Consider the following 22453-nt stretch of genomic DNA (forward strand, 5'->3'; position numbering starts at 1 on the left):
ACGCCCTTGACGGCTCCCCGAGACGAGAGACCGGCACGGAACGCACCACCCGCACCGCACACCGCATCGGCACAGGACGACGAGAGCCTCGCCGACTTCGGGTACCGCCCCGAACTGAAACGCACCCTCGGCAATTTCCACACCTTCGCCGCCGGCATCAGCTACATCTCCATCCTGACCGGCACCTTCCAGCTCTTCTACTTCGGCTTCGGGCACGGCGGCCCCGCCTACTGGTGGTCCTGGCCGATGGTCTTCGTGGGCCAGCTGATGATCGCGCTGTCCTTCGCCGAGCTGGCCGCCCGCCACCCCGTCGCCGGCTCGGTCTACAACTGGGCGAAACGGCTCGGCAACCCGCACATCGGCTGGCTCGCCGGCTGGATGATGCTCGTCGCCTCCATCGTCTCGCTCTCCGCGGTGGCCCTCGCCTACCAGCTGACGCTGCCGCAGATCTCCAGCGCCTTCCAGATCATCGGGGACGGCAGCGGCCGGTACGACGTCGCCACCAACGGCGTACTGCTCGCCGGGGTCCTCATCCTCTTCACCACGCTGGTCAACGCCTTCGGCGTGAAGCTGATGGCCCGCATCAACACCGCGGGCGTCTTCATCGAGCTGGTCGCCACCGTCGTCCTGATCGTGCTCTTCGCCGTGCACGTGGTGCGCGGACCGGACGTCGTCCTGGAGACCCACCACACCGGCAACGGCCAGAGCTTCGGCTACCTCGGCGCCTTCCTCACCGCCTCGCTGGCCTCCGCCTACGTCATGTACGGCTTCGACACCGCGGCCTCGCTCGGCGAGGAGTCCCTCGACCCCTCCCGCAACGCGCCCCGCGCCATCCTCCGCGCCCTGTTCGCCTCCTTCCTCCTCGGCGGACTGATCCTGCTGCTCGCCCTGATGAGCGTGCGCAGCCTGAACGGCGAGGGACTGGCCACCGACGGCCTCCAGTACATCGTCCTGGACGTCCTCGGCGACACCGTCGGCAAGGCGATGCTGTGGTGCGTGCTGATCGCCGTGACGGTCTGCGCGCTGGCCGTGCACACCGCCGCCATCCGGCTCGCGTTCGCCATGTCGCGGGACAACAACCTGCCCGCCGCCTCGCTGCTCGCCCGGGTCAGCCCGCGCTTCCGGACCCCGGTGCTGCCCGCCGTGCTCGTCGGCGTGCTCTCGCTCGGCGTCCTGCTGATCAACATCCGCCAGCCGCAGATCTTCTCCGTCGTCACCAGCATCGGCATCATCATGATCTACGGCGCCTATCTGCTGGTCACCACACCGATGCTGATCGCCCGGCTGCGCGGCCGCTGGCAGCCGGCCCCCGGCCGCTTCTCCCTCGGCCGCTGGGGCCTGCCCGTCAACGTCCTCGCCGTCCTGTGGGGCGTCGGCATGATCATCAACCTCGCCTGGCCCCGCGAGGCCGTCTACAACGCCACCCCGCCGCACCACTGGTACCTGCGCTGGGGCGCCGTCCTCTTCGTGGGCGCCGTCGCACTGGGCGGCTTCGCCTACTACTGGCTCGTCCAGCGCCACCGTACGGGCGTACTCGCGGAACACGCAGCCCAGCAGCAGCCCGGAACCGACACGAAGGAGAGGACGCCCACCCATGTCCAGTGAAGCCGAAGAGTTCGACTACGTCGTCGTCGGCGGCGGTACGGCCGGCAACGTCGTCGCCGCCCGGCTCAGCGAGGACCCCGCCGTCACCGTCTGCCTCCTGGAGGCCGGCCCCTCCGATGTCGGCGACGACGACGTCCTGCGCCTGGAGCGCTGGATGGGCCTGCTCGAATCCGGCTACGACTGGGACTACCCCGTCGAGCCGCAGGAGAACGGCAACAGCCACATGCGCCACGCCCGGGCCAAGGTCCTCGGCGGCTGCTCCTCCCACAACTCCTGCATCGCCTTCTGGGCCCCGGCCGAGGACCTCGACGACTGGGAAGCCGCCGGCTGTACCGGCTGGGGCGCGCGGGACACCTTCCCCCTCTACCGCCGCCTGGAGTCCAACGACGCGCCCGGCGACCACCACGGCCGCTCGGGGCCCGTCACCCTGCGCCAGATCAAGGGCGCCGACCCCTGCGGTGCGGCGCTGCTGGAAGCCTGCGCCCAGAACGGCATCCCCACCACGCCGTTCAACACCGGCAAGACCGTCCTCCGCGGCGCCAACTGGTTCCAGATCAACTCCGACGAGAACAACATCCGCCAGTCCTCGTCCGTGGCCTACCTCCACCCGATCCTCGGCCGCCGCCCCAACCTGGAGGTCCGCACCGGCGTCCGCGCCAGGCAGCTCGTCATCGACGAGGCACGCCGCTGCACCGGCGCGACCTACCTGGACCCCGACCTCGTCCACACCCGCACCGTCCGCGCCCGCCGCGAGGTCATCGTCTCCTGCGGTGCCATCGACACCCCCAAGCTGCTGATGCTCTCCGGCATCGGCCCCGCCGCACACCTGCGCGAGACCGGCGTGGACGTCCTCGTGGACTCGCCCGGCGTCGGCGAGAACCTCCAGGACCACCCCGAGGGCGTCATCATGTGGGACGCGAAAAAACCCATGGTGGCCGGCTCCAACCAGTGGTGGGAGATCGGCATCTTCGCCGACACCGAACCGGGCCTGGACCGCCCGGACCTGATGTTCCACTACGGCTCCGTGCCCTTCGACATGAACACGGCCCGGCACGGCTACCCCACCTCCGAGAACGCCTTCTGCCTCACCCCCAACGTCACCCGCGCCCGCTCCCGCGGCACCGTCCGGCTCCGCACCCGCGACTTCCGCGACAAGCCCAGGGTCGACCCCCGCTACTTCACCCACGAGCACGACGTACGGGTGATGACCCACGGGCTGCGCCTCGCCCGCGAGATCGCCGCGCAGCCGGCGCTCGCGGAGTGGGCGGGCGCCGAACTGGCCCCGGGCCCGGAAGCCCGCACCGACGACGAACTGCTGGACTACCTCACCAAGACCCACAACACCGTCTACCACCCCGCCTGCACGGTGAAGATGGGCGCCGACGACGACGCCATGGCACCGCTCGACGCCCGGCTCCGCGTGAAGGGCATCCAGGGACTGCGTGTCGCCGACGGCTCGGTCATGCCGGACCTGGTCACCGTCAACCCGTGCATCACCACGATGATGATCGGTGAGAAGTGCGCCGACCTGCTGAAGGAGGACGCGGCCCGCTAACGCGCCGGCGGGCGGGCGTCCTTGCGGAACGGGTCGGGGGCCGCCCCGTCGACCACGGAACGCGCCAGGTCGTGGAGGCTGCGCTGGTGCGAACGCGCGTACCGGCGCAGCTCCCCGAACGCCCCGTCCGTCGTGACGCCGAACCGCTCCGAGAGCACGCCCTTGGCCTGCTCGATGACGATCCGGCTGCGCAGCGCGTGCTCCAGCTGCCGCACCTGCTCCCGGACGCGCCGGTGCCGCAGGTGCAGCGCGGCGGCCTCGGCCAGCGCCCGCGCCGGTACCGCACGCTCCGGCGGCTGCGGTCCGGCCGCGTCGTGGTACAGCACCAGCGCGCCCAGCGCGGCCTCCGTACCGGACGCGGCCGGCTCGTCCTCGGGCCCCGCCGCCGGCAGCGGCAGCGCGGTGACCCGGCGCACGCCCAGCTCCCGCGCCCGTACGGTGAACCGCGGCCACCGTGCGGCCCCGGTCTCCTCCAGGGGTATCTCGTCCGCCGCGGCACCGGCCAGGCAGTCGCGCAGCGGGCCCTCGCCCAGCTGTTCCTCCAGCTCCCGCAGCGCCTCGGCCCGCCGGCCCGAGACGGCGGCGACCGGCGGCCGCCCGGCCACCACGGCCACCGCCTCCGGCGCGGGCCGGCCGCCCAGCACCCCGAGGTACTCGATCAGACACGCGGCATGGCGGGCCGGCTCCCGGTCGGCGGACGAGGCGAGGTCCAGCAGCGCACGGGTCAGCAGCCGTTCACGCTCGGGCGGAGCGGGCACGGCGGGCGACTGTCGCGGGGCGGCCGGGTGTGCCGCGTCCCTGGCCAGGCGCGGCGCGGGAAAAGCCTCCATTCAGACAGTCAATGCCCGTGACGCACCTGCCGATATCCATTTTGCGTAGCATATGGACACCAAGCGCAGTCGTCTGCTCACTGAGCGCGGACGAACGGAGAACGGGGGCGGCGATGACGGGGGAGCCGGGCCGCACGGCGGCACGGACCACAGCGGCGGGCCGCGGCCCCGCGCCCGGCGGCCTGCCGGCGTTCCGCACCGGCGACATCGAACGGGCCCGCGCCTGGATCGCCGACACCCTGTCCTACCCGGTGGCGCTCAACCCGCTGGCCGACCCCGCGGACTTCGCGTTCGCCACGAACGCGGTACGCCTGGGCCCGGTCACCTTCGCCACCGCCACCTACGGCACCGACGTGCTCAGCAAGAGCGAGGGCCTGGGCGTGGCGTACCACATCAACGTCCCCCGCAGCGGACAGGCGGTGCAGCTGCACAGGGGCGAGGTGTTCCGGGCCACCGCCACCGGCGGCCGGGTCCCGGTCTTCGAGCCGACCGGCGCCCTCACCGGCGAACTGGACGCCGAGGCCGAGGTGCTGGCCCTCAGCTTCGACCGGCAGGCCGTGGAGAGCGCCCTGGAGGAGCACCTCGAACACCCGGTACGGCCGCTGCACTTCCCCGGCGGCCTGGACCCCCACGACGGCCGGGGGCGGACCCTGAGCGAGCTGGCCCGGGTCGTCGCCCGCGAGCTGGACGCGCCCACCGGCCTGCTGGAGCACCCGCCGGTGGCCGGCGGCCTCGCGGACGCACTGCTCACGACGATGCTCTACGCCACCCCGCACCAGTACCGGGACGAGCTGGCCGACCCGGCGCCCCGCACCTGCCCGCGCCCCGTCAAGCGGGCCGTCGACGCCATGCAGGCCGACCCGGCCCACCCGTTCACCGTGTTACAGCTCGCCCGCATCGCGGGGGTCGCCCCGCGCTCCCTCCAGGCCGGCTTCAAACAGCACCTGGAGAGCACGCCGATGGGCTACCTGCGCCGGCTGCGACTGGAGCGCGCCCACCACGACCTGGTGCGCCTCGGTCCGGCCGTCTCGGTCACCGAGGTCGCGGGCCGCTGGGGCTTCACGCACCTGGGCAGGTTCGCCGCCGCCTACCAGTCCCGCTACGGCAAGCTCCCCTCCCAGGTGCACCGCCGCTGACGGGCACTCCACCGCGGGGTCACCGGCCCTGATGCGCGTCGCGCGCCGTCTCCACGAAGGTCTCCAGCGTCCGCCAGAACGGCGAGTACGCGGCGTCGAACCGCTCCCCGGCCGCGGCCCAGCCCTCCTCTCCCGCACCGTCGCGCAGCGCCTGCCGGATCGCGGCGTGGAATTCGCCCGTCGACTTCTGGACGACGAGCGCGACGTCGGCGGCGGGCGGCGGCCCCTCCAGCTCCACGACCCGTACGCACCGCCGGAGGCGGCCGTACTCCGCCGTCTGGCGTTCGCCGAGCGGTCGCAGCGCCGCCGTGCTCGCGTCGCCGTACGGCTGCCGCAACACGTCCGAGACCTCCCAGAACAACTCACCCATCTTGTGCGTCTGTTCGATCAGGTCGAGGTAGGCGGTACGGCGGCTGTCGCGGAGCCGCTCGCGGCGCTGGGAATCGGCCGCGGTCTCGGCCTGGATGCGCGCGGCCCGGGTGCTGCCGCGGCTGGTGACCCAGCTGGCCAGCACGGCGGTGCCGCCGGTGACGGCGGCGATCGACAGGGTCCACAGCGTGCTCTCGGCCATGGTCGGCAACCGTACCGGCCGGACGGGGAACGGCCGCCGGCCGGTACGGGGCGCAGGGGAAACCCGCGGGGATCAGCCGACGGAGACCGCGGACCAGGCCGCGGCGACCGCCTTCTGCTCGGCGCTGTCCGCGCCGTAGAGGTCCTTCGCCGCGTCGAGCGTCGCGGTGCGCGCCGCGGCGTAGTTCGTGCCGGAGGTCATGTAGACCGTCAGCGCGCGATACCAGATCTTGCCGAGCTTGTCCTTGCCGATGCCCTGCACCGTCGTCCCGTTGCAGGTGGGCGAGTTGTGGGCGACGCCGCCGATCTCCTTCGCGCCGCTGCCCTCGGCGAGCAGGTACGCGAAGTGGTTGGCGACCCCGGACGAGTAGTGCACGTCCAGGTTCTTCACCGACGAACTCCAGCAGTCCGCCGACTTGGTGTCCTTGGACGGCTTGTCCATGTAACGCAGCGCCGCCTGCCCGAACTCCGGCCGGACGATCTTCTCGCCGATGAGGTAGTCCCCGGGGTCGCTCGCGTTCTCGGCGTAGAACTCCACCAGCGTGCCGAAGATGTCGGACGTCGCCTCGTTGAGGCCGCCGGACTCACCGCTGTACGTGAGGTTCGCCGTCGCGGAGGTGACGCCGTGGGACATCTCGTGCCCGGCCACGTCCAGCGCCACCAGCGGCCCGAAGACCTTGCCGTCGCCGTCCCCGTAGGTCATGCAGAAGCAGTTGTCGTCCCAGAAGGCGTTGTTGTAGCCGTTCCCGTAGTGCACCCGGTTGTAGGAGCCCTTGCCGTCCCCGGCGATGCCGTTCCGTCCGTGCACGTTCTTGTAGTAGTCCCAGGTGGTGTCCGTGCCGTACTGGGCGTCGACCGCGGCCGAGGAGCGGTCGGCGGTGGTGCCGCTGCCCCAGTGGTTGTCGGCGTCGGTGAACAGGACGGCGGGGGCGCGGCCCCAGCAGATGCCGAGGATGCAGGAGTCGGTCTTGTTCTGCGCGTCACCGGTGTAGGTGCCGCCGCGGGTGGCGTCCTTGAGCTGATACGTTTCGCCGGCCTTGCTGGTCTCCAGCGGCACGGTCCCGCCGTACAGCGACTTGCCGTCCCCGGTCACGCTCTCCAGCCGGTCCCAGGAGTCGATCGCCTTGCCGGTGCGGGCGTCGGAGAGCACGACGTGTGCCTCGGGGTTGCCCTTCGAGTCCTGTCCGGCCGCCGTGGTGCGCCAGGCGAGCCGGGGAGCGCCGTGCAGCGCGTCGATGACCAGCAGCGGCTTGGCGGTGACCTTGCTCAGCACCGTGCCGGTGCGCGCGGCACGCAGCGCGGCGGTGCCCAGGCCCGCGGCCTTCTCCGCGCTGATCAGGGGCTTGACGGTGGGCACGGAGAGGTCGCTGCGGGTGGCGCGGGAGGCGCCGCGGTAGGTGCCGTCGGGGGAGAGGTGGACGACCAGGTCGCCGCCGAGGACGGGCAGTCCGCCGGAGGTCCGGTCGTAGCGGACGTGCCGGCTGCCGTCGGGGTCGATGACGACGTCGCGTACGGAGGTTCCCTGAGCGGCGGTGACGGCGAGGTCGGCGGCGTGGGCGGCGAGGGCGGAGTCGGCACTGCGGATTGCCTCCGCGCGGTCGGGGGAGGGTTGGGCGGTGGCGGAGGCGGGCAGAACGGCGGCGACCAGAGCGGCCGCCGCCGTGGCTATGACGCTGGTGACGAGGCGCGGTCTCGATCTCATCGGACTCCTCGGACGGCAGGGCAGCGACCGGCGGAGGGCTCACCGGCGCGCTGATGGCGAGTCACTTTAAGCGTTCATGACAACGGCCTGTCCATACCCTGTCCGGCACCGGCACATGCGGGGCACGGGACCTCCGCGCGGTGGTCGCCCGGAGCGCACGGGGCGGTGATCTTGTTACGTACCGGGCGAGGCCGGTGGTGAGGTCGGCGGCGAGCCCGGTTGCGAGCTTCGAGCGGCTGCCCCGTGCCGAGCGGGCCGGGCCGGTTCAGCCGCCGAGGAGCTGAAAGGAGCCCCACAGCGCCACCACGGACAGGGACAGCGTGGCGGGGACCGTGAGCAGGCCGAGGCGGGTGAAGTCCTTGAGCACGACGTCGGTGTCGTGCGCGTGCAGGATGCGCCGCCACAGCAGCGTGGCCAGCGACCCCGCGTAGGTGAGATTCGGACCGATGTTGACCCCGAGCAGCACCGCGAGCACCGCGCCGGAACCGGCAGGGGCGGCCAGCGGCACGAGCACGAGGACGGCGGGCAGATTGTTGATCACGTTCGCCAGTACGGCCGCCAGCGCCGCGGCGCCGAGCAGCGCCGGCAGCGACGAACCGTCCGGCACCAGCCGGCCGAGCGCGCCGGCGAGCCCGTTGTCGACCACCGCGCGCACCACGATGCCCAACGCCGGAACGAAGGCCAGGAACGGCAGCGACAGCGAACCCAGCAGGGCCCGTACGGTCGTCCGCCGACGGGTGAGCGTACGGGCCGCGAGCACCAGCGCGCCCGCCGTCGCCGCCCACACCGGCTCGATGCCGAACGCGGAGGCGACGACGAAGCCCGCCAGCGTGCAGACCACGGTGACCAGCGCGAACATCGGCACGTCCGGCACCTCCGCCACGCTCTCCGCAGGCGTCTCCGCATCGAGGTCGGCGGCGAAGTACCGCCGGAACACCACGTATTCGGTCCCGATGGCGACCAGCCACGGCAGCACCATGAGCGCGGCGAACCGTGTGAAGCTCAGCCCGCTCGCGGTGAAGGCGAGCAGATTGGTCAGATTGGAGACCGGCAACAGCAGCGACGCGGTGTTCGACAGGTGCGCGCAGGCGTAGACGTGCGGCTGCGCACGGGCGCCCAGCCGGGCCGCGGTCGCGAAGACCACCGGCGTGAGCAGCACGACGGTGGCGTCCAGGCTCAGTACGGCGGTGATCGCCGAGGCGAGCACGAAGACCGCGGCCAGCAGCCGCCGGGGCCGGCCGGCGGCCGCGCGGGCCATCCAGGCACCGCACGCCTCGAAGAGCCCTTCGTCGGCACAGAGCCGGGCCAGCACCAGCACCGCCGCCAGGAAGCCGACCACCGGGCCGAGCCGCGCCGCCTCCTCCCGCGCGTGCGCCAGGGGAATCGCCCCGGCCGCGATGACGGCGACGGCGGCCGGCACCGCGACGGCCGCCTCCGGCAGCCGGAACGGCCGTACCACCGCGCACACGAGCACGACGACGAGCAGTACCGCGGAGAGGGCCTCCGCGAAGGGGGTGTTCAGGGGGGTTCCTCTCCACTGGTCCGAACGCTTCCTGCAGCTCGGACAAATGTCGCAGAGTATGCGCTGGCCAGGCGTCATGGTGCAGGATGGGGGCAGCGGATGACGCCGAACGCGTGTCACGCGCGGTCAGGTTTGTATGTATATCCCTAGAATTGCTCGATGCAGATATCGCAGATGCCCAGCGCCCTTGCGAGCGAGGTGATCCGGTGACCCGCCCCGACGCCACCGATGAACAGTGGGAGGGCCTCGCCGAGGTCGTCCCGCTGCGAGGTGGCCGCGAGTGGCCCTCATGGCCCGACCACCGGGCTCTCCCGGACGACGAGCCGGGCGAGGCCTCCCGGCGCTTCATCGTCATCCGTGTCCAGACCTTCGCCGACGCCCGCGAGGTCGCCGAACACCTCATGGCACAGGTCCCCGTGCTCCTCGACCTGAGCAGCGCCGACACCGACGTGGCCAAGCGCATCCTCGACTTCTCCAGCGGCGTCGTCTTCGGCATCGGCAGCGGCATGCACCGCGTCGACACCAACGTCTTCCTCCTCGCCCCGGTCGGCACCGAGGTCGACGAACCCCGCGCCGGGACTGTGCCGCATCAGTGAGGGGTGAGGGCACGGGCCTGAGGGGGCGGACTTCGGGGGTCTGAGGGGGATGGAGCGCGCGGTGATGAGGGGCGCGCCGCGCTGCTTGGGGGCGGGCCGGCACATTCGAGGCCGGGTCCTGCGGCCGGGCGCCGAAATCGAGCCGTACTGCCGCGCGCCGGGCCGCATGCGCGAGACCGGAACGTGTTGTCGAGCGCGGGAGCCATGGGCGAGCCGTACGCGCGCCCCAGGGGGCCCGCGCCGGGCGCAGCACCCGTGAGCGCCGCGCGGGCGCCGCGCGGGGTCCCCCGTTCGTAGGAAGGGCTTTCCGGCGTAACGGTTCTCCGCACCCCGGCCTCTCTAGCGTGCCTGGCATGGACCCCTGGAGTCGCAGCGACGGCACAGACGGCACCGACGAGGACACCACCCTCCGCACGGCGGGCCCGGGCCCGGCCGTGGCGGTGAGCCCCCACCCGCCCGGCCCCGCCGGACCGGCCACCGCCCACACAGCGGCCACCCCACAGGACGCGGGGCCCAGCCCGCAGGACGCGGAGCCGACCGCACAGGGCGCGGGGCCCACCGCGCCGCCCACCCGCCCCCTCATCACCGAACTCCGTCTCTCCGCCTTCAAGTCGCACCGCGGCGCGACCTATCCGCTCGGCCCGCTCACCCTCTTCGCGGGCCCCAGCGGCAGCGGCAAGTCGAGCGCGCTCCAGGCGTACGGGCTGCTCGTCCGGCTGGGCGCGGGCGACCCGCTGGAACGCGCACTCGCCGCCGTACCGGGCGGCGCCGCCGCCTGCGCACCGGATCGCGCCGCACCGGACGAACAGGGCCGGCGCGGCTTCCGCATCGGCTGCACGGTCGACGGCCCGGCAGGCCCGGTACGCCTCGATGTCGCCGTACAGACCGAACCCGACCTGCGGATCGCCGGCGAACGGCTCACCGGCGGCGGCCGGACCCTGTTCACCACAGCGCTCACCGACCCCGGCCGCCGCACCGTACAGGCCGCATGGCACACCGCCGGGCCCGCACCGGTCACCCGCGCGCCGCTCCCCGACGACCGGCTGGGCACCGCCCTGCTGCCCCTGCGCGTCGCCGGGACGACCGCGGGCCAGCGCCTCGTGCTGGCGGCCGCCGAGCAGATACTGATCGCGCTGCGCTCGTCCTTCCCCTGCGACCCGCGCCCCGAGGCCGTACGCGCCTTCGCGCGGGGCCCCGCGGCCTCGCAGCAGCGGCCCGAGGCCGCCCGGCTCCGCCCCGACTGCGGCAACCTCGCCGCCGTACTGGAACGCACCGGCCACGAATGCGCCACCCGCCACGCACTGCTGCTCGAAGCGGTACGCATCGGCTGCTCGCCCCAGGGGAACGACGTACGGGCGGACACGGGCGTACGAGCCGGTGGCGACGTACGCACGCACGACGAGGTGCGTGCGGAGACCGGCCCACGGGCGGCCGCGGGCGTACGGGCAAGGGGCGACGGGGCGGCGGTGCGGGCCGTGCTGGAGCGCGGCGGGGCGCTCGGCGCGCTCCCGGTGGACTGGCTGGGCGACGGCGAACTCCGCTACCTCGCGCTGGCGCTGGTCCTGCTGACCGGCCCCGGAGTGCTGGCCGTCGACCCGGTGGCCGAGGTGCTGCCGGCCCGTCAGGTGCTGACCGTGGTGGCGGACGGACTGGACCGGTGCCTGGACCGGCGGCAGTCGGCCGCACTGTTCGAGCTGGCCGTACGGATGGCGGCGCGTGGACACATCCGGCTGCTGGGCACGGTGACGGACGCCCCGGCCGCCGAGCGGCTGCCGGGGATCAGAGTGCTACACCTGGGGGCATGAGTGAAGATCTTCCCACCCTGCAGCGCCGCCTGGCCGACTTCGCGGCCGCCCGCGACTGGCAGCAGTACCACACCCCCAAGAACCTCGCCGCGGCACTCAGCGTCGAGGCATCCGAACTGGTCGAGATTTTCCAGTGGCTGACTCCCGAACAGTCCGCCAAGATCATGACCGATCCGCGGTCCGCGGCACGCGTCGAGGACGAAGTGGCCGATGTGCTGGCGTACCTGCTCCAGTTCTGCGGCGTACTGGGCATCGACGCGGCGGCGGCACTGGCCGCGAAGATCGAGCGCAATGAGGAACGATTCCCCGCGAATCGCCCCGACCGTCACTCTCCGGAGTGATGATCCTCGCAAACTCGCCTTAGTTGTCCACAGATTTGCGAATTACTCTAGCGCTTTTGGCGGTTCCAGTTCACTCTGGGTAGTGGAAGGTGTGCGCAAGACAGTGGACGAGGGGCAAGGGAAGGGGTCGTGCATGGATGCGGTGCGAATCATCGCGGCCAGTCGGCACGGTCTGGCCCAGGCACGGACGGTCCAGGACATCGTCATAGAGGCGTGGCAGGCGCAGGCCTTGGCGGAGGCTGTCGGCAGCCTCCTGGCGATATCGGGACCGTTCGAGGTGCGGGCCAAGGCACGAAGGCTGGGCGAGGCAGGAGGCCGGTCGGGCGCAGCAGTGCTGTGCCCGGTGCCGAGAACCTACGGCCCAAGGGCGGCCCAGCTGTCCGAAGTACAGGACAGCAAGGTCGCGTTGACGGACCTGTGCGGACTGCTGGCCGAAGTGTGCGAGGCACTGGTGAGCGTGGTCTGCGCGGCGGAGGAGGACGGACTCTACTGGACCTGTGTGGAGGCGATGGACGCGGCCGACGAGTCCCGCGACCGCGCCGCCGCAATCCTCAAGCAACTCCTCGTCCGAGACCGCTTGCACGACCACGACCCGGCGTAGGCACAACTCCCCTCCGACTGCCCCGACCTCTCTCCCATTCCCTTCCGACGACTCCCCCCACCCCCCACCCCCACCATCCCCCACCTCCATCCGCCGTCGACTTCTCCTGGGGTCGCCGTGCCGACCGGACAGCACCTCCCCACCGTCCGGCCTGAGACCGGGGCAGATCTTGAGAATCTCCAGGCGCTCGCGCGTCGCACGCTCACTGACGGGGTCGCGGACAATCCCGGCCACGGCACGGACCACGCGCGACCCTGGCCACGGCACGGATCACGCGCGATCCCGGGCACGGCGCGTCCGCGCGGGTAGGGCGGTGGTCCTGCGGTGGTGTGGTCCTGGCGGTTCAGCCTCGGTGCGGGCGTCGGGAGTGGTGGTGCGGGGGTGGGGGAGGGGGGAGGGGGAAGATGGGGCCATGGATCTGCGAATTTTCACCGAGCCCCAGCAGGGCGCCGGCTACGACACCCTGCTCACCGTCGCCAAGGCCACCGAGGACCTCGGCTTTGACGCGTTCTTCCGGTCCGATCACTATCTGCGGATGGGCACGGTGGACGGGCTGCCCGGCCCCACCGACGCCTGGATCACCCTCGCCGGGCTCGCCCGCGAGACCAAGCGCATCCGCCTCGGTACGCTGATGACCGCCGGTACGTTCCGGCTGCCGGGCGTGCTCGCGATTCAGGTCGCGCAGGTGGACCAGATGTCCGGCGGCCGGGTCGAGCTGGGGCTGGGCGCGGGCTGGTTCGAGGAGGAGCACAAGGCGTACGGCATCCCGTTCCCCAAGGAGAAGTTCGGGCGGCTGGAGGAGCAGCTGGCGATCGTCACCGGGTTGTGGGGCACGCCGGTCGGCGAGGAGTTCTCGTACGACGGGACGTACTACCAGCTGGAGAAGTCCCCCGCGCTGCCGAAGCCCGCGCAGACCAAGGTGCCGGTGCTGATCGGCGGGCACGGCGCGACGCGTACGCCGCGGCTGGCCGCGCGGTACGCCGACGAGTTCAACATCCCGTTCGCCTCGCTGGAGGACACCCGGCGGCAGTTCGGCCGGGTGCGGGCGGCCGCCGAGGAGATCGGCCGTAAGGGCGACGACCTGGTGTACTCCAACGCGCTGGTCGCCTGCGTGGGCAAGGACGACGCCGAGGTGGCGCGCCGGGCCGCGGCGATCGGGCGTGAGGTGGAGGAGCTGAAGGCCAACGGTCTGGCCGGTTCGCCGGCCGAGGTGGTCGACAAGATCGGCCGGTACGCGGAGGCGGGCGCCTCGCGTGTGTACCTCCAGATGCTGGACCTCGACGACCTCGACCACCTGGAGATCATCTCCTCGCAGGTGCAGAGCCAGTTGGGGTGAGGCGCCAGGCCTGAGGGGCGGGGGTCAGGCTTGAGGGGGGAGGGGTCGGACCCGATGAGGGGGCAGGGGGCAGGGGCCGTGGTCCGGCTCCCGGCCCCCTCAGGACTGCCGCCCCCCACCAGCCCCCCACCCCCGCCGCGCTCCGCGCCGCTCCGGCTTGGTGCCCACGCCGCTCCTACTCGGTGCTCGCGTCACGCCCACCCGGTGTTCGCGCCGCACCGGGTGGGCGGATATCGAGTGATCATCGTCGAATCCGGCCAGGATGGAGGGATGGGATTCCATGTCGACTCAGAGGTCGGTCGTCTCCGCCGGGTCATCCTGCACCGCCCCGACCTGGAGCTTAAGCGGCTCACCCCGTCCAACAAGGACGCGTTGCTCTTCGACGACGTGCTGTGGGTCCGGCGCGCGCGGGCCGAGCACGACGCCTTCGCCGACATCCTGCGCGATCGCGGCGTCGAGGTGCATCTGTTCGGGGAGCTGCTGGCGGAGAGCCTGCGGGTCCCCGAAGCGCGCGAACTGGTCCTGGACCGGGTCTTCGACGAGAAGGAGTACGGGCCGCTGGCCACCGACCACATCCGGGCGGCGTTCGCCGAGCTGCCGCTGGCGGAGCTGGTGGAGGCGCTGATCGGCGGGATGACGAAGCGGGAGTTCCTGGAGCACAATCCCGAGCCGACCTCGGTCCGCTTCCATGTGATGGACCTGGACGACTTCCTGCTGCCGCCGCTGCCGAACCATCTCTTCACGCGGGACACCTCCGCCTGGGTGTACGACGGGGTATCGGTGAACGCGATGCGGTGGCCGGCGCGGCAGCGCGAGACGATCCATTACGAGGCGATCTACCGGCACCATCCGCTGTTCACGCACGAACGCTTCCATGTGTGGTCCGAGGGGCAGGCGGCGTATCCGTCGACCATCGAGGGCGGCGACGTGCTGGTGATCGGCAATGGCGCGGTGCTGATCGGGATGAGCGAGCGGACGACGCCGCAGGCGGTGGAGATGCTGGCCCGCGGATTGTTCGCGGCCGGTTCGGCGCAGACGATCGTGGCGCTGGACATGCCCAAGCGGCGGGCGTTCATGCACCTGGACACGGTGATGACGATGGTGGACGGCGATACGTTCACGCAGTACGCGGGGCTGGGGATGCTCCGCTCGTACACCATCGAGCCCGGTGCGAACGAGCAGGAGCTGAAGGTCACCGACCATCCGCCGGAGCACATGCACCGGGCGATCGCGGCGGCGCTCGGGCTGGACGGGGTGCGGGTGCTGACCGCGACCCAGGACGTGCACGCTGCGGAGCGCGAGCAGTGGGACGACGGCTGCAATGTGCTGGCGGTGGAGCCGGGCGTGGTGGTGGCGTACGAGCGGAACGTCACGACCAACACGTTCCTGCGGAAGCGCGGCATCGAGGTGATCACCATCCCGGGCAGCGAGCTGGGGCGGGGCCGCGGGGGCCCGCGCTGCATGAGCTGCCCGGTCCAGCGGGACGGGCTGGGCTAGCGGAGGGGGCGGACGGACGCGGCGCCGGTACCCACCTGTCACGGTGCCCGGCGCTGCCTGTGGTCTCCGGCGTGGAGGTGCCCGTGGATTCCGTCCGGGTGCCCTGGCTTCCGTCCCGGAGGCACTCTTCGTATAGGAATGCGGTTAGTCGTATACACTTCCAATATTCGATTCGACCGTCCCCGTACGCCGCGACCTAGGAGCCTGCCATGGCGATTGACCTCACGGGCCGCCACTTCCTCAAGGAGCTGGACTTCAGCGCCGAGGAGTTCCGCCACCTGATCGACCTTGCCGCGGAGCTCAAGGCCGCCAAGCGCGCGGGCACCGAGGAGCAGCACCTGAAGGGCCGCAACATCGCCCTGATCTTCGAGAAGACCTCCACCCGCACCCGCTGCTCCTTCGAGGTGGCGGCCGCCGACCAGGGCGCGCACACCACGTACCTGGACCCGTCGGGCTCGCAGATCGGGCACAAGGAGTCGGTGAAGGACACCGCTCGCGTGCTCGGCCGGATGTTCGACGCGATCGAGTACCGGGGCAGCGCGCAGACGAACGTCGAGGAGCTGGCGGCCCACGCCGGCGTGCCCGTCTACAACGGTCTCACCGACGAGTGGCACCCCACCCAGATGCTCGCCGACGTGCTCACCATGGTCGAGCACAGCCCCGGCCGCGAGCCGGCCGACCTGGCCTTCGCGTACCTGGGCGACGCCCGGTACAACATGGGCAACTCCTACCTGGTCACCGGCGCCCTCCTCGGCATGGACGTCCGTATCGTCGCGCCGAAGAAGCTGTGGCCCGAGGAGTCGGTGATCGCGAGCGCCCGGAAGCTGGCGGAGCGGAGCGGCGCCCGGGTGACCCTCACCGAGGACGTCGCCGAGGGCGTGCGCGGCGCGGACTTCGTCGCCACCGACATCTGGGTGTCGATGGGCGAGCCGAAGGAGGTCTGGGACGAGCGGATCGCGCTGCTCAGCCCGTACGCGGTGACGATGGACGTGCTGCGGGCCACGGGCAAGGACGACGTGAAGTTCCTGCACTGCCTGCCGGCCTTCCACGACCTGGGAACGGCCGTGGGGCGGGAGATCTACGCCCGGCACGGCCTGGAGTCGCTGGAGGTCACGGACGAGGTGTTCGAGTCGGAGCACTCCGTCGTCTTCGACGAGGCGGAGAACCGCATGCACACGATCAAGGCGGTCATGGTGGCCACGCTGGGCCGCTGACCCGCGCCACCGCATCACCGCCGCCCGCTTGGTCGGGGCGACGCGTGTCGCTCGCCGGTCGGCCCGTTGCTCGGCATCGCGTTCTGCGCGTACCTGATCTACGGCACGGGCCCGGCGACGTGGCTGCAGGTCGCCGTGTTCCTGGCCGTCGGCGCGGTGGTGTACGCGCTGTACGGGCGCCGGCATTCGCGGCTGGGGTGCTGGGGTGCGGGGGACCAAGGGGGCGGGGGCCAGGGGGCGGGGGCGCTGGAATCTGTGGGTGAAGTGACGCCGAAGGGGTGAACTTCCCTGGCATGGGCCCCTCCCTCCCCAACCACCAGCGGTAAGGCCCCTCCCCCACCTCCACCGCACTCCCCAGACCGTACCGCCCCCGCCCACCCCTCCTCACCCCCTGTGGATAACCCCCACCGCACCGCCCACCGAACCCCCCACCGAACCCCGCGCCCCCGCCCCCAACCGCCCTCACCCCTCATCCCGCCGGTCCCGCCGGCAGCCGGAACCACACCACCTTGCCCTGCTCGGTCGGCCGGTAGCCGGAGTCCACGCTGAGGGTGCGGATCAGCAGCAGGCCCCGGCCGCCCTCGTCCAGTGGGTCCGCCTCCGGGAAGGCGTCATCGCCCAGCCCTTCGACCGGCGCGGGGTCGTTGTCGTGCACCTCGACGTGCTGGTGGCCGCTCGGCAGTACCTCGATGACCAGCTCGATCGGCTTGTCGCCCGCGGTGTGCTCGACCGCGTTGGCGACCAGTTCGGCGGTGAGCAGCTCGGCCGTGTCACTGTCCGCCGGCACGTGCATGTCGGCGAAGGCCTTGCGGATCAGGGCACGCGCGATCGGCACCGCGGCTGTGGTGTGCGGCAGCGTGATCCGCCAGGACGACGGGGCAGCTGGCTCCGACAAGGCTGTGGTCCGTTCACAGAGAGCTTGATGTCCTCCTATAACGGTACGAATCTCCGACGCAAACGGCTCGTCACCGACCGTGGCGATGCCGGGCGGCGGGGAGCGGAGTTCTATCGCGTACTCGTGACGACAGTCACAGCCCCGTGATAGCTTCGCGAGGCAGGCACCAGCCCTCCGGCCTTAGGGGGCCCGACGCCCATGAGCCCGTTCACCGGTTCCGCGCACGCCACCGACGCATGGGAACACCTCCGCGTGACCAGGGAGGACGGCGTCGTGACCGTCACCCTCGCGCGCCCCGACACCCTGAACTCCCTCACCTTCGGCGCCTACGCCGACCTCCGTGACCTCCTCGCCGAGCTCTCCCGCGAACGCTCCGTACGCGCCCTCGTCCTCGGCGGCGAGGGCCGCGGCTTCTGCTCCGGCGGCGACGTCGACGAGATCATCGGCGCCACCCTGGAGATGGACACCGGACAGCTGCTCGATTTCAACCGCATGACCGGGCAGGTCGTACGGGCGCTGCGGGAGTGCCCGTTCCCGGTGATCGCGGCCGTGCACGGCGTGGCCGCCGGCGCGGGCGCCGTCCTCGCGCTCGCCGCCGACTTCCGCGTCGCCGACCCTTCCGCGCGCTTCGCCTTCCTCTTCACCAAGGTCGGCCTGTCCGGCGGCGACATGGGCGCGGCGTACCTGCTGCCCCGCGTCGTCGGCCTCGGGCACGCCACCCGGCTGCTGATGCTGGGCGAGGCCGTACGCGCCCCCGAGGCGGAGCGGATCGGGCTGCTCAGCGAGCTGGCCGAGGAGGGCAAGGCCCACGAGGCCGCCACCGCGCTGGCCCGCCGCCTCGCGGCCGGGCCCGCGCTCGCGTACGCCCAGACCAAGGCGCTGCTCACCGCCGAGCTGGACATGCCGCTGGCGGCGGCGGTCGAGATGGACGCGGCGACCCAGGCGCTGCTGATGAACAGCGCGGACTACGCGGAGTTCCATGCCGCGTTCACCACCAAGCGCAGCCCGAAGTGGCAGGGGAAATGAGCCCGGGGGGAGGGGCGCTGCCCGGCGGCCGGATCGCGGTCGTCGGGGGCGGCCCCGGTGGTCTCTACGCGGCGGTGCTGCTCAAGCGGCTGGACCCGGCCCGCGAGGTCACGGTCTGGGAGCGCAACGCGCCCGATGACACGTTCGGTTTTGGTGTGGTCCTCTCCGACGAGACCCTCGGCGGCATCGAACAGGCCGACCCGGTGGTCCACGAAGCGCTGCGCCGCGAGTACGTGCGCTGGGACGACATCGACATCGTGCACCGCGGGCACACCCTCACCTCCGGTGGCCACGGCTTCGCCGCCGTAGGGCGCCGCCGTCTCCTCCAGCTGCTGCACGAGCGTTGCCGCGAGCTCGGCGTACGGCTGCGTTTCCGTACGGAGGCGCCGCCCGCGGCCGACCTCGCCCGCGACCACGACCTGGTGATCGCGGCCGACGGCGTGCACAGCGCCACCCGCGGCGCGCACGCCGACGTCTTCCGCCCGCGGCTCGCCACCCACCGCTGCCGCTACATCTGGCTCTCCGCCGACCTCGCCCTCGATGCCTTCCGCTTCGAGATCGCGGAGACCGAGCACGGGGTCATGCAGCTGCACGGCTACCCGTACTCCCGCCCGCCCCTCGGCGGCGGCCGGCTCGATGCCGCAGCCCCTTCGGGGGGCGCCGCCCTTCCGCGGGACGGGGCCAGCACCGTCATCGTCGAGGCGCACGAGGACGTCTGGCGGCGGGCCGGGTGGGACGCCTGTCCCGTCGAGGAGTCCGTCGAGCAGTGCGCCAAGGTCTTCGCGGCCTCGCTCGCCGGCCGGCCGCTGATCTCGAACAACTCCGCCTGGACGGCCTTCCGTACGGTCACCAACGCCCGCTGGTCGCACGGCAACGTCGTGCTGCTCGGCGACGCGGCGCACACCGCGCACTTCTCCATCGGCTCCGGCACCAAGCTCGCCGTCGAGGACGCCCTCGCGCTCGCCGCCTGCCTCCAGGAGCACGCCGCGCTGCCCGACGCGCTCACCGCGTACGAGACCGAGCGCCGGCCCGTCGTCGAGTCCACCCAGCGCGCGGCCCGCGCCAGCCTGGAGTGGTTCGAGAATCTCGGGCAGTACGTCGACCAGCCGCCCCGCCGCTTCGCCTTCAACCTGCTCACCCGCAGCCGCCGGGTCACCCACGACAACCTACGGCTGCGCGACCCCGGGTTCGTGGCCGCGGTCGAGCAGGAGGCCGGGGTGGCGCCCGGCACGCCGCCGATGTTCACGCCCTTCCGGCTCCGCGACCTCACCCTGCGCAACCGCGTCGTCGTCTCCCCGATGGACATGTACAGCGCCGCCGGCGACGGCACGCCGGGCGACTTCCACCTCGTCCACCTCGGCGCACGGGCACTCGGCGGCGCGGGCCTGGTGATGACGGAGATGGTCTGCGTCAGCCGCCAGGGCCGTATTACGCCGGGGTGCACGGGGTTGTACGCGCCGGAGCACGAGGCCGCCTGGCGCCGGGTCACCGACTTCGTCCACACCGGTGCGCCCGGCACCGCGATCGGTGTGCAGCTCGGCCACTCGGGCCGCAAGGGCTCCACCCGGCTGATGTGGGAGGGCATCGACCGGCCGCTCCCGGAGGGCAACTGGCCGGTGGTGGCCGCCTCCGCGCTGCCGTACCGCACGGGCGTCAATCAGATACCGCACGCCCTCACGCCCGAGGAACTGGCCGGCGTACGGCAGGACTTCGTACGCGCCGCGGAGCGGGCCGCGCGCGCCGGCTTCGACCTGCTCGAACTGCACTGTGCGCACGGCTATCTGCTCTCCGGCTTCCTCTCGCCGCTCACCAACCACCGCACGGACGCCTACGGCGGAGACCTCGAAGGGCGGCTGCGTTTCCCGCTGGAGGTCTTCGACGCGGTGCGTGCCGTCTGGCCGGAGGGGCGGCCGATGACCGTACGGATCTCCGCGACGGACTGGGCCGACGGCGGGACCACGGCCGAGGACGCGGTGGAGATCGCGCGGGCCTTCGCCGCGCACGGGGCCGATGCCGTCGACGTCTCCACGGGGCAGGTCGTGACCGACGAACAGCCCGCGTTCGGGCGCTCGTACCAGACGCCGTTCGCTGATCGCATCCGCAACGTGGTGGGAATTCCGGTGATCGCCGTCGGTGCCATTTCGTCGTGGGACGACGTCAATTCGCTCGTCCTCGCCGGGCGCGCCGACCTGTGCGCGCTGGCCCGGCCGCACCTCTACGATCCGCACTGGACCCTGCACGCCGCCGCGGAACAGGGGTATGCCGGCCCCGGAGCGCCGTGGCCGGCGCCGTACCGCGCGGGCAGCCGCACCCCGCCCACGGGGCGGACGGACGGGCCCAAGCAGCGGCTCTCACTGGGAAGCTGAGACGCCCGGCGGACGGACCGGGCGGAGCGGCGCCTCAGGAGACCGGCGCGCAGGTCACCGTGGCGGTGAAGACCGGGTGGCCGTGGTGTTCTGCCCGTATCGCCACGCGGGGCAGGCCGGCCGAGTCCGGGCCCAGTGCCCGGGCGCGTATCCACGTGGGCGCGTCCAGCTCGGCGTAGCGGGCGAAGGAGCAGTCCATCGCCGTGGCCGCCCACCGGCCGGGCCCGACGGTGGCGTACGCGGCCTGCCGTGCGGCCTCCACCAGCAGCATGCCGGGTACGTGGTCCACGGGGTGGTCGAAGAGCACCGGGTGCGTGATGTCGGTGCGCAGCCGCCACCGGCCGGTCTCGTCGGCGGGGGAGAGCACCACGTCGGCCTCCCGGTCCCGGCCGACCAGTGCCGGGCGGAGGGGCTCGGCCGGCGGGAGCACGCGCGCGAGGGCGTGGTCGAGGTCGGCGTACGGGCCGCGCAGTCGCCGGTAGACGGCCGGGGTCTGGCAGGTGAAGGTGCACTCGGTGCGTCCCAGGCGCCGGCCGTCCCGGTAGGCGTCGAAGGTCTGCCGCATGCCGGACAGCCGGTTGCCCCGGCGGACGGCGTCGTGGTCGCGCACGCGGACTTCGACGTCGGCGGGCGTGCCGGCGACCTTCAGGGCCTCGGGGGCGACGGTGTACCGCACGCTGCCCCAGATCACCGCGTGGCCCAGCGGCACGCCGTGTCCGACGTGGTTGAGGAGGAGGCCGGCCTGGCGCGCGGTCTCCACCATCATCACGGGGTCGTGCAGTCCGTACGCGGGGCCGTAGAAGCTGTGGGCGCGCGGCCATTGGGCGTCGACGGTCCAGGCGTCGGTGCCGTCGCCGCGCCAGCCGGTGAGGAACACCTCGGTGACCGCGCTGCGGTGGACGTACTCCCGGGGGACCGTGGTGGTCAGTGCCCGTAGAGGGGTGAGGTCTGCGTCGTACCCCGCGGGCGCGGTGCGTCTGCCGGGCATGGGGGGCGGCACGGTCAGAACGACGGTCATGCGGGTTCCTTCCCTGGGCGGGCGCGGAGTGCGCCCGTACTCAGCGCCTGCCGCCCCAAGATACGAACCGGCTGGTTTGTTTTCTAGTGTCTCAGAGTGAAACTTTGGCTAGAAGTGTTACGTGTGACGTACATGGATGGAGTCAGAGCCGTTTTCGGCCGTGCCGCACGGGACGGCGGGTTGCCCGGGGCAACGAAAAACGGCGGCCGGAGGCCGCCGTCGGAAGGGGGGGACAGGTCAGGCTGCGCGGCGCATCCATCGGCCGCCGGGGTCCAGATGACTCATGGCTCCCGGCGGGGCCAGCCCCGGCAGGATGTGCCGCCACAGGTTGGTGACGCGCTCGTGCAGGTCGGCGCGGTTAGTGACGGCCTGCGAGAAGAGCTGTACGCCCATGTACGCGGACACCAGGAACTCCGCGGCCTTCGCCGGGTTCACCGCCGACAGCAGCTCCCCGCGCTCGTGCGCCTCGGTGAACATCCGGGTCACGATGTCGATCCAGTCCTGGTACGGCACCAGCGGCTCGGAGTTGAAGGTGGTCTCCACCGCGATGCGGGTGCCGGCCTGCAGCACCGGGTCCTCGCGCAGCGCCTGCGCCACCTGGTGGCTGAAGTCGATGACGTCCTGCACCCGCGACTCGCTCGGCGGGGGCACCAGCATCTCCGTCTGTTCCGCGATGACCGCGCGGGCCAGGGCGTCCTTCGACGGGAAGTGGAAGTACAGCGCCCCCTTGGTCACCTGGGCCCGCTGGATGATCTCCGCGATGGTGGCCGCTTCGTAACCGCGCTCGCCGATGACCTCGGCCGCCGCCACGAGGACGGCCTGTCGAGTCCGCACTGCC

At 72.2% G+C, this 22453-nt stretch carries 19 protein-coding genes and 1 pseudogene; 13 read left to right on the forward strand and 7 right to left on the reverse strand.

Annotated elements, in window-relative coordinates; all coding sequences use genetic code 11:
• Positions 1–6: 6 nt before the first annotated feature.
• Both ACZ6WH_RS36950 and ACZ6WH_RS36955 read left to right on the forward strand, forming a co-directional pair.
• Positions 7–1605 (forward strand): APC family permease, encoded by a 1599-nt coding sequence (locus tag ACZ6WH_RS36950; RefSeq protein WP_469734282.1) that lies wholly within the window; start codon positions 7–9, stop codon positions 1603–1605.
• A complete protein-coding gene (locus ACZ6WH_RS36955) occupies positions 1595–3160 on the forward strand; it encodes a GMC family oxidoreductase (RefSeq protein WP_469734284.1) in 1566 nt (521 codons plus the stop codon). The genes ACZ6WH_RS36950 and ACZ6WH_RS36955 overlap by 11 nt, the downstream gene beginning before the upstream one ends.
• Here the strand turns inward: ACZ6WH_RS36955 and ACZ6WH_RS36960 are convergent.
• Positions 3157–3990: an ANTAR domain-containing protein gene (locus ACZ6WH_RS36960; RefSeq protein WP_469734286.1), complete on the reverse strand. Its 834-nt coding sequence runs from the start codon at positions 3988–3990 to the stop codon at positions 3157–3159. The genes ACZ6WH_RS36955 and ACZ6WH_RS36960 overlap by 4 nt on opposite strands.
• Before the next feature lie 113 nt (positions 3991–4103).
• Between ACZ6WH_RS36960 and ACZ6WH_RS36965 the strand changes: the two genes are divergently transcribed.
• The gene (locus ACZ6WH_RS36965; protein ID WP_469734288.1) at positions 4104–5126 is read left to right on the forward strand and encodes an AraC family transcriptional regulator; all 1023 of its coding nucleotides are present in this window, start codon (positions 4104–4106) and stop codon (positions 5124–5126) included.
• 19 nt (positions 5127–5145) lie between these two features.
• Here the strand turns inward: ACZ6WH_RS36965 and ACZ6WH_RS36970 are convergent, their stop codons facing one another.
• The 3 genes from ACZ6WH_RS36970 to ACZ6WH_RS36980 all read right to left on the reverse strand — a co-directional run bounded on the left by ACZ6WH_RS36970 (position 5146) and on the right by ACZ6WH_RS36980 (position 8920).
• Entirely contained in the window at positions 5146–5697 is a 552-nt protein-coding gene (locus tag ACZ6WH_RS36970; RefSeq protein WP_469734290.1) for a hypothetical protein, read from the reverse strand.
• A gap of 72 nt (positions 5698–5769) precedes the next feature.
• Positions 5770–7398, reverse strand: a complete 1629-nt coding sequence (locus tag ACZ6WH_RS36975) for a M4 family metallopeptidase (RefSeq protein WP_469734292.1) — start codon at positions 7396–7398, stop codon at positions 5770–5772.
• Between the two features lie 265 nt (positions 7399–7663).
• Positions 7664–8920 (reverse strand): SLC13 family permease, encoded by a 1257-nt coding sequence (locus ACZ6WH_RS36980; RefSeq protein ID WP_469734389.1) that lies wholly within the window; start codon positions 8918–8920, stop codon positions 7664–7666.
• 206 nt (positions 8921–9126) lie between these two features.
• Between ACZ6WH_RS36980 and ACZ6WH_RS36985 the strand changes: the two genes are divergently transcribed.
• From ACZ6WH_RS36985 to ACZ6WH_RS37020, 8 genes and pseudogenes are all read left to right on the forward strand, one after another.
• Positions 9127–9516 carry a cell division protein SepF gene (locus tag ACZ6WH_RS36985; protein ID WP_030622554.1) on the forward strand — a complete coding sequence of 130 codons (390 nt, stop codon included), beginning with the start codon at positions 9127–9129 and terminating at the stop codon, positions 9514–9516.
• Positions 9517–9869: 353 nt separating this feature from the next.
• On the forward strand, positions 9870–11321 hold the full coding sequence (locus tag ACZ6WH_RS36990) for an AAA family ATPase (protein ID WP_469734294.1): 1452 nt from the start codon (positions 9870–9872) through the stop codon (positions 11319–11321).
• Entirely contained in the window at positions 11318–11662 is a 345-nt protein-coding gene (locus ACZ6WH_RS36995; RefSeq protein ID WP_469734296.1) for a nucleotide pyrophosphohydrolase, read from the forward strand. The genes ACZ6WH_RS36990 and ACZ6WH_RS36995 overlap by 4 nt, the downstream gene beginning before the upstream one ends.
• 133 nt (positions 11663–11795) lie before the next feature.
• Positions 11796–12263, forward strand: a complete 468-nt coding sequence (locus tag ACZ6WH_RS37000) for a DUF6099 family protein (RefSeq protein ID WP_361567784.1) — start codon at positions 11796–11798, stop codon at positions 12261–12263.
• Between the two features lie 412 nt (positions 12264–12675).
• Positions 12676–13599: an LLM class F420-dependent oxidoreductase gene (locus ACZ6WH_RS37005; RefSeq protein WP_469734300.1), complete on the forward strand. Its 924-nt coding sequence runs from the start codon at positions 12676–12678 to the stop codon at positions 13597–13599.
• A 270-nt stretch (positions 13600–13869) separates the two neighbouring features.
• Entirely contained in the window at positions 13870–15096 is a 1227-nt protein-coding gene (locus ACZ6WH_RS37010; protein WP_432859578.1) for an arginine deiminase, read from the forward strand.
• Positions 15097–15305: 209 nt separating this feature from the next.
• Positions 15306–16310, forward strand: a complete 1005-nt coding sequence (argF, locus tag ACZ6WH_RS37015; RefSeq protein WP_469734303.1) for an ornithine carbamoyltransferase — start codon at positions 15306–15308, stop codon at positions 16308–16310.
• A 54-nt stretch (positions 16311–16364) separates the two neighbouring features.
• Positions 16365–16592, forward strand: a pseudogene (locus tag ACZ6WH_RS37020) (amino acid permease C-terminal domain-containing protein); the annotation flags it as partial.
• Between the two features lie 187 nt (positions 16593–16779).
• Here ACZ6WH_RS37020 and ACZ6WH_RS37025 read toward each other — a convergent pair.
• Positions 16780–17205: an ATP-binding protein gene (locus ACZ6WH_RS37025; protein WP_469734305.1), complete on the reverse strand. Its 426-nt coding sequence runs from the start codon at positions 17203–17205 to the stop codon at positions 16780–16782.
• 198 nt (positions 17206–17403) lie between these two features.
• On the opposite strand from ACZ6WH_RS37025, the gene ACZ6WH_RS37030 reads away from it, so the two are divergent.
• Positions 17404–18231: an enoyl-CoA hydratase family protein gene (locus tag ACZ6WH_RS37030; RefSeq protein ID WP_469734307.1), complete on the forward strand. Its 828-nt coding sequence runs from the start codon at positions 17404–17406 to the stop codon at positions 18229–18231.
• Positions 18228–20597 (forward strand): oxidoreductase, encoded by a 2370-nt coding sequence (locus ACZ6WH_RS37035; RefSeq protein WP_469734309.1) that lies wholly within the window; start codon positions 18228–18230, stop codon positions 20595–20597. Before ACZ6WH_RS37030 ends, ACZ6WH_RS37035 begins: the two co-directional genes overlap by 4 nt.
• A 34-nt stretch (positions 20598–20631) precedes the next feature.
• On the opposite strand, the gene ACZ6WH_RS37040 is transcribed toward ACZ6WH_RS37035, so the two are convergent.
• Positions 20632–21615 (reverse strand): ScbA/BarX family gamma-butyrolactone biosynthesis protein, encoded by a 984-nt coding sequence (locus ACZ6WH_RS37040; RefSeq protein WP_469734311.1) that lies wholly within the window; start codon positions 21613–21615, stop codon positions 20632–20634.
• A 237-nt stretch (positions 21616–21852) separates the two neighbouring features.
• A complete protein-coding gene (locus ACZ6WH_RS37045) occupies positions 21853–22449 on the reverse strand; it encodes a ScbR family autoregulator-binding transcription factor (protein WP_432859590.1) in 597 nt (198 codons plus the stop codon).
• Between the last annotated feature and the right edge of the window lie 4 nt (positions 22450–22453).

The sequence above is a fragment of the Streptomyces sp. NPDC050806 genome, assembly GCF_055586425.1.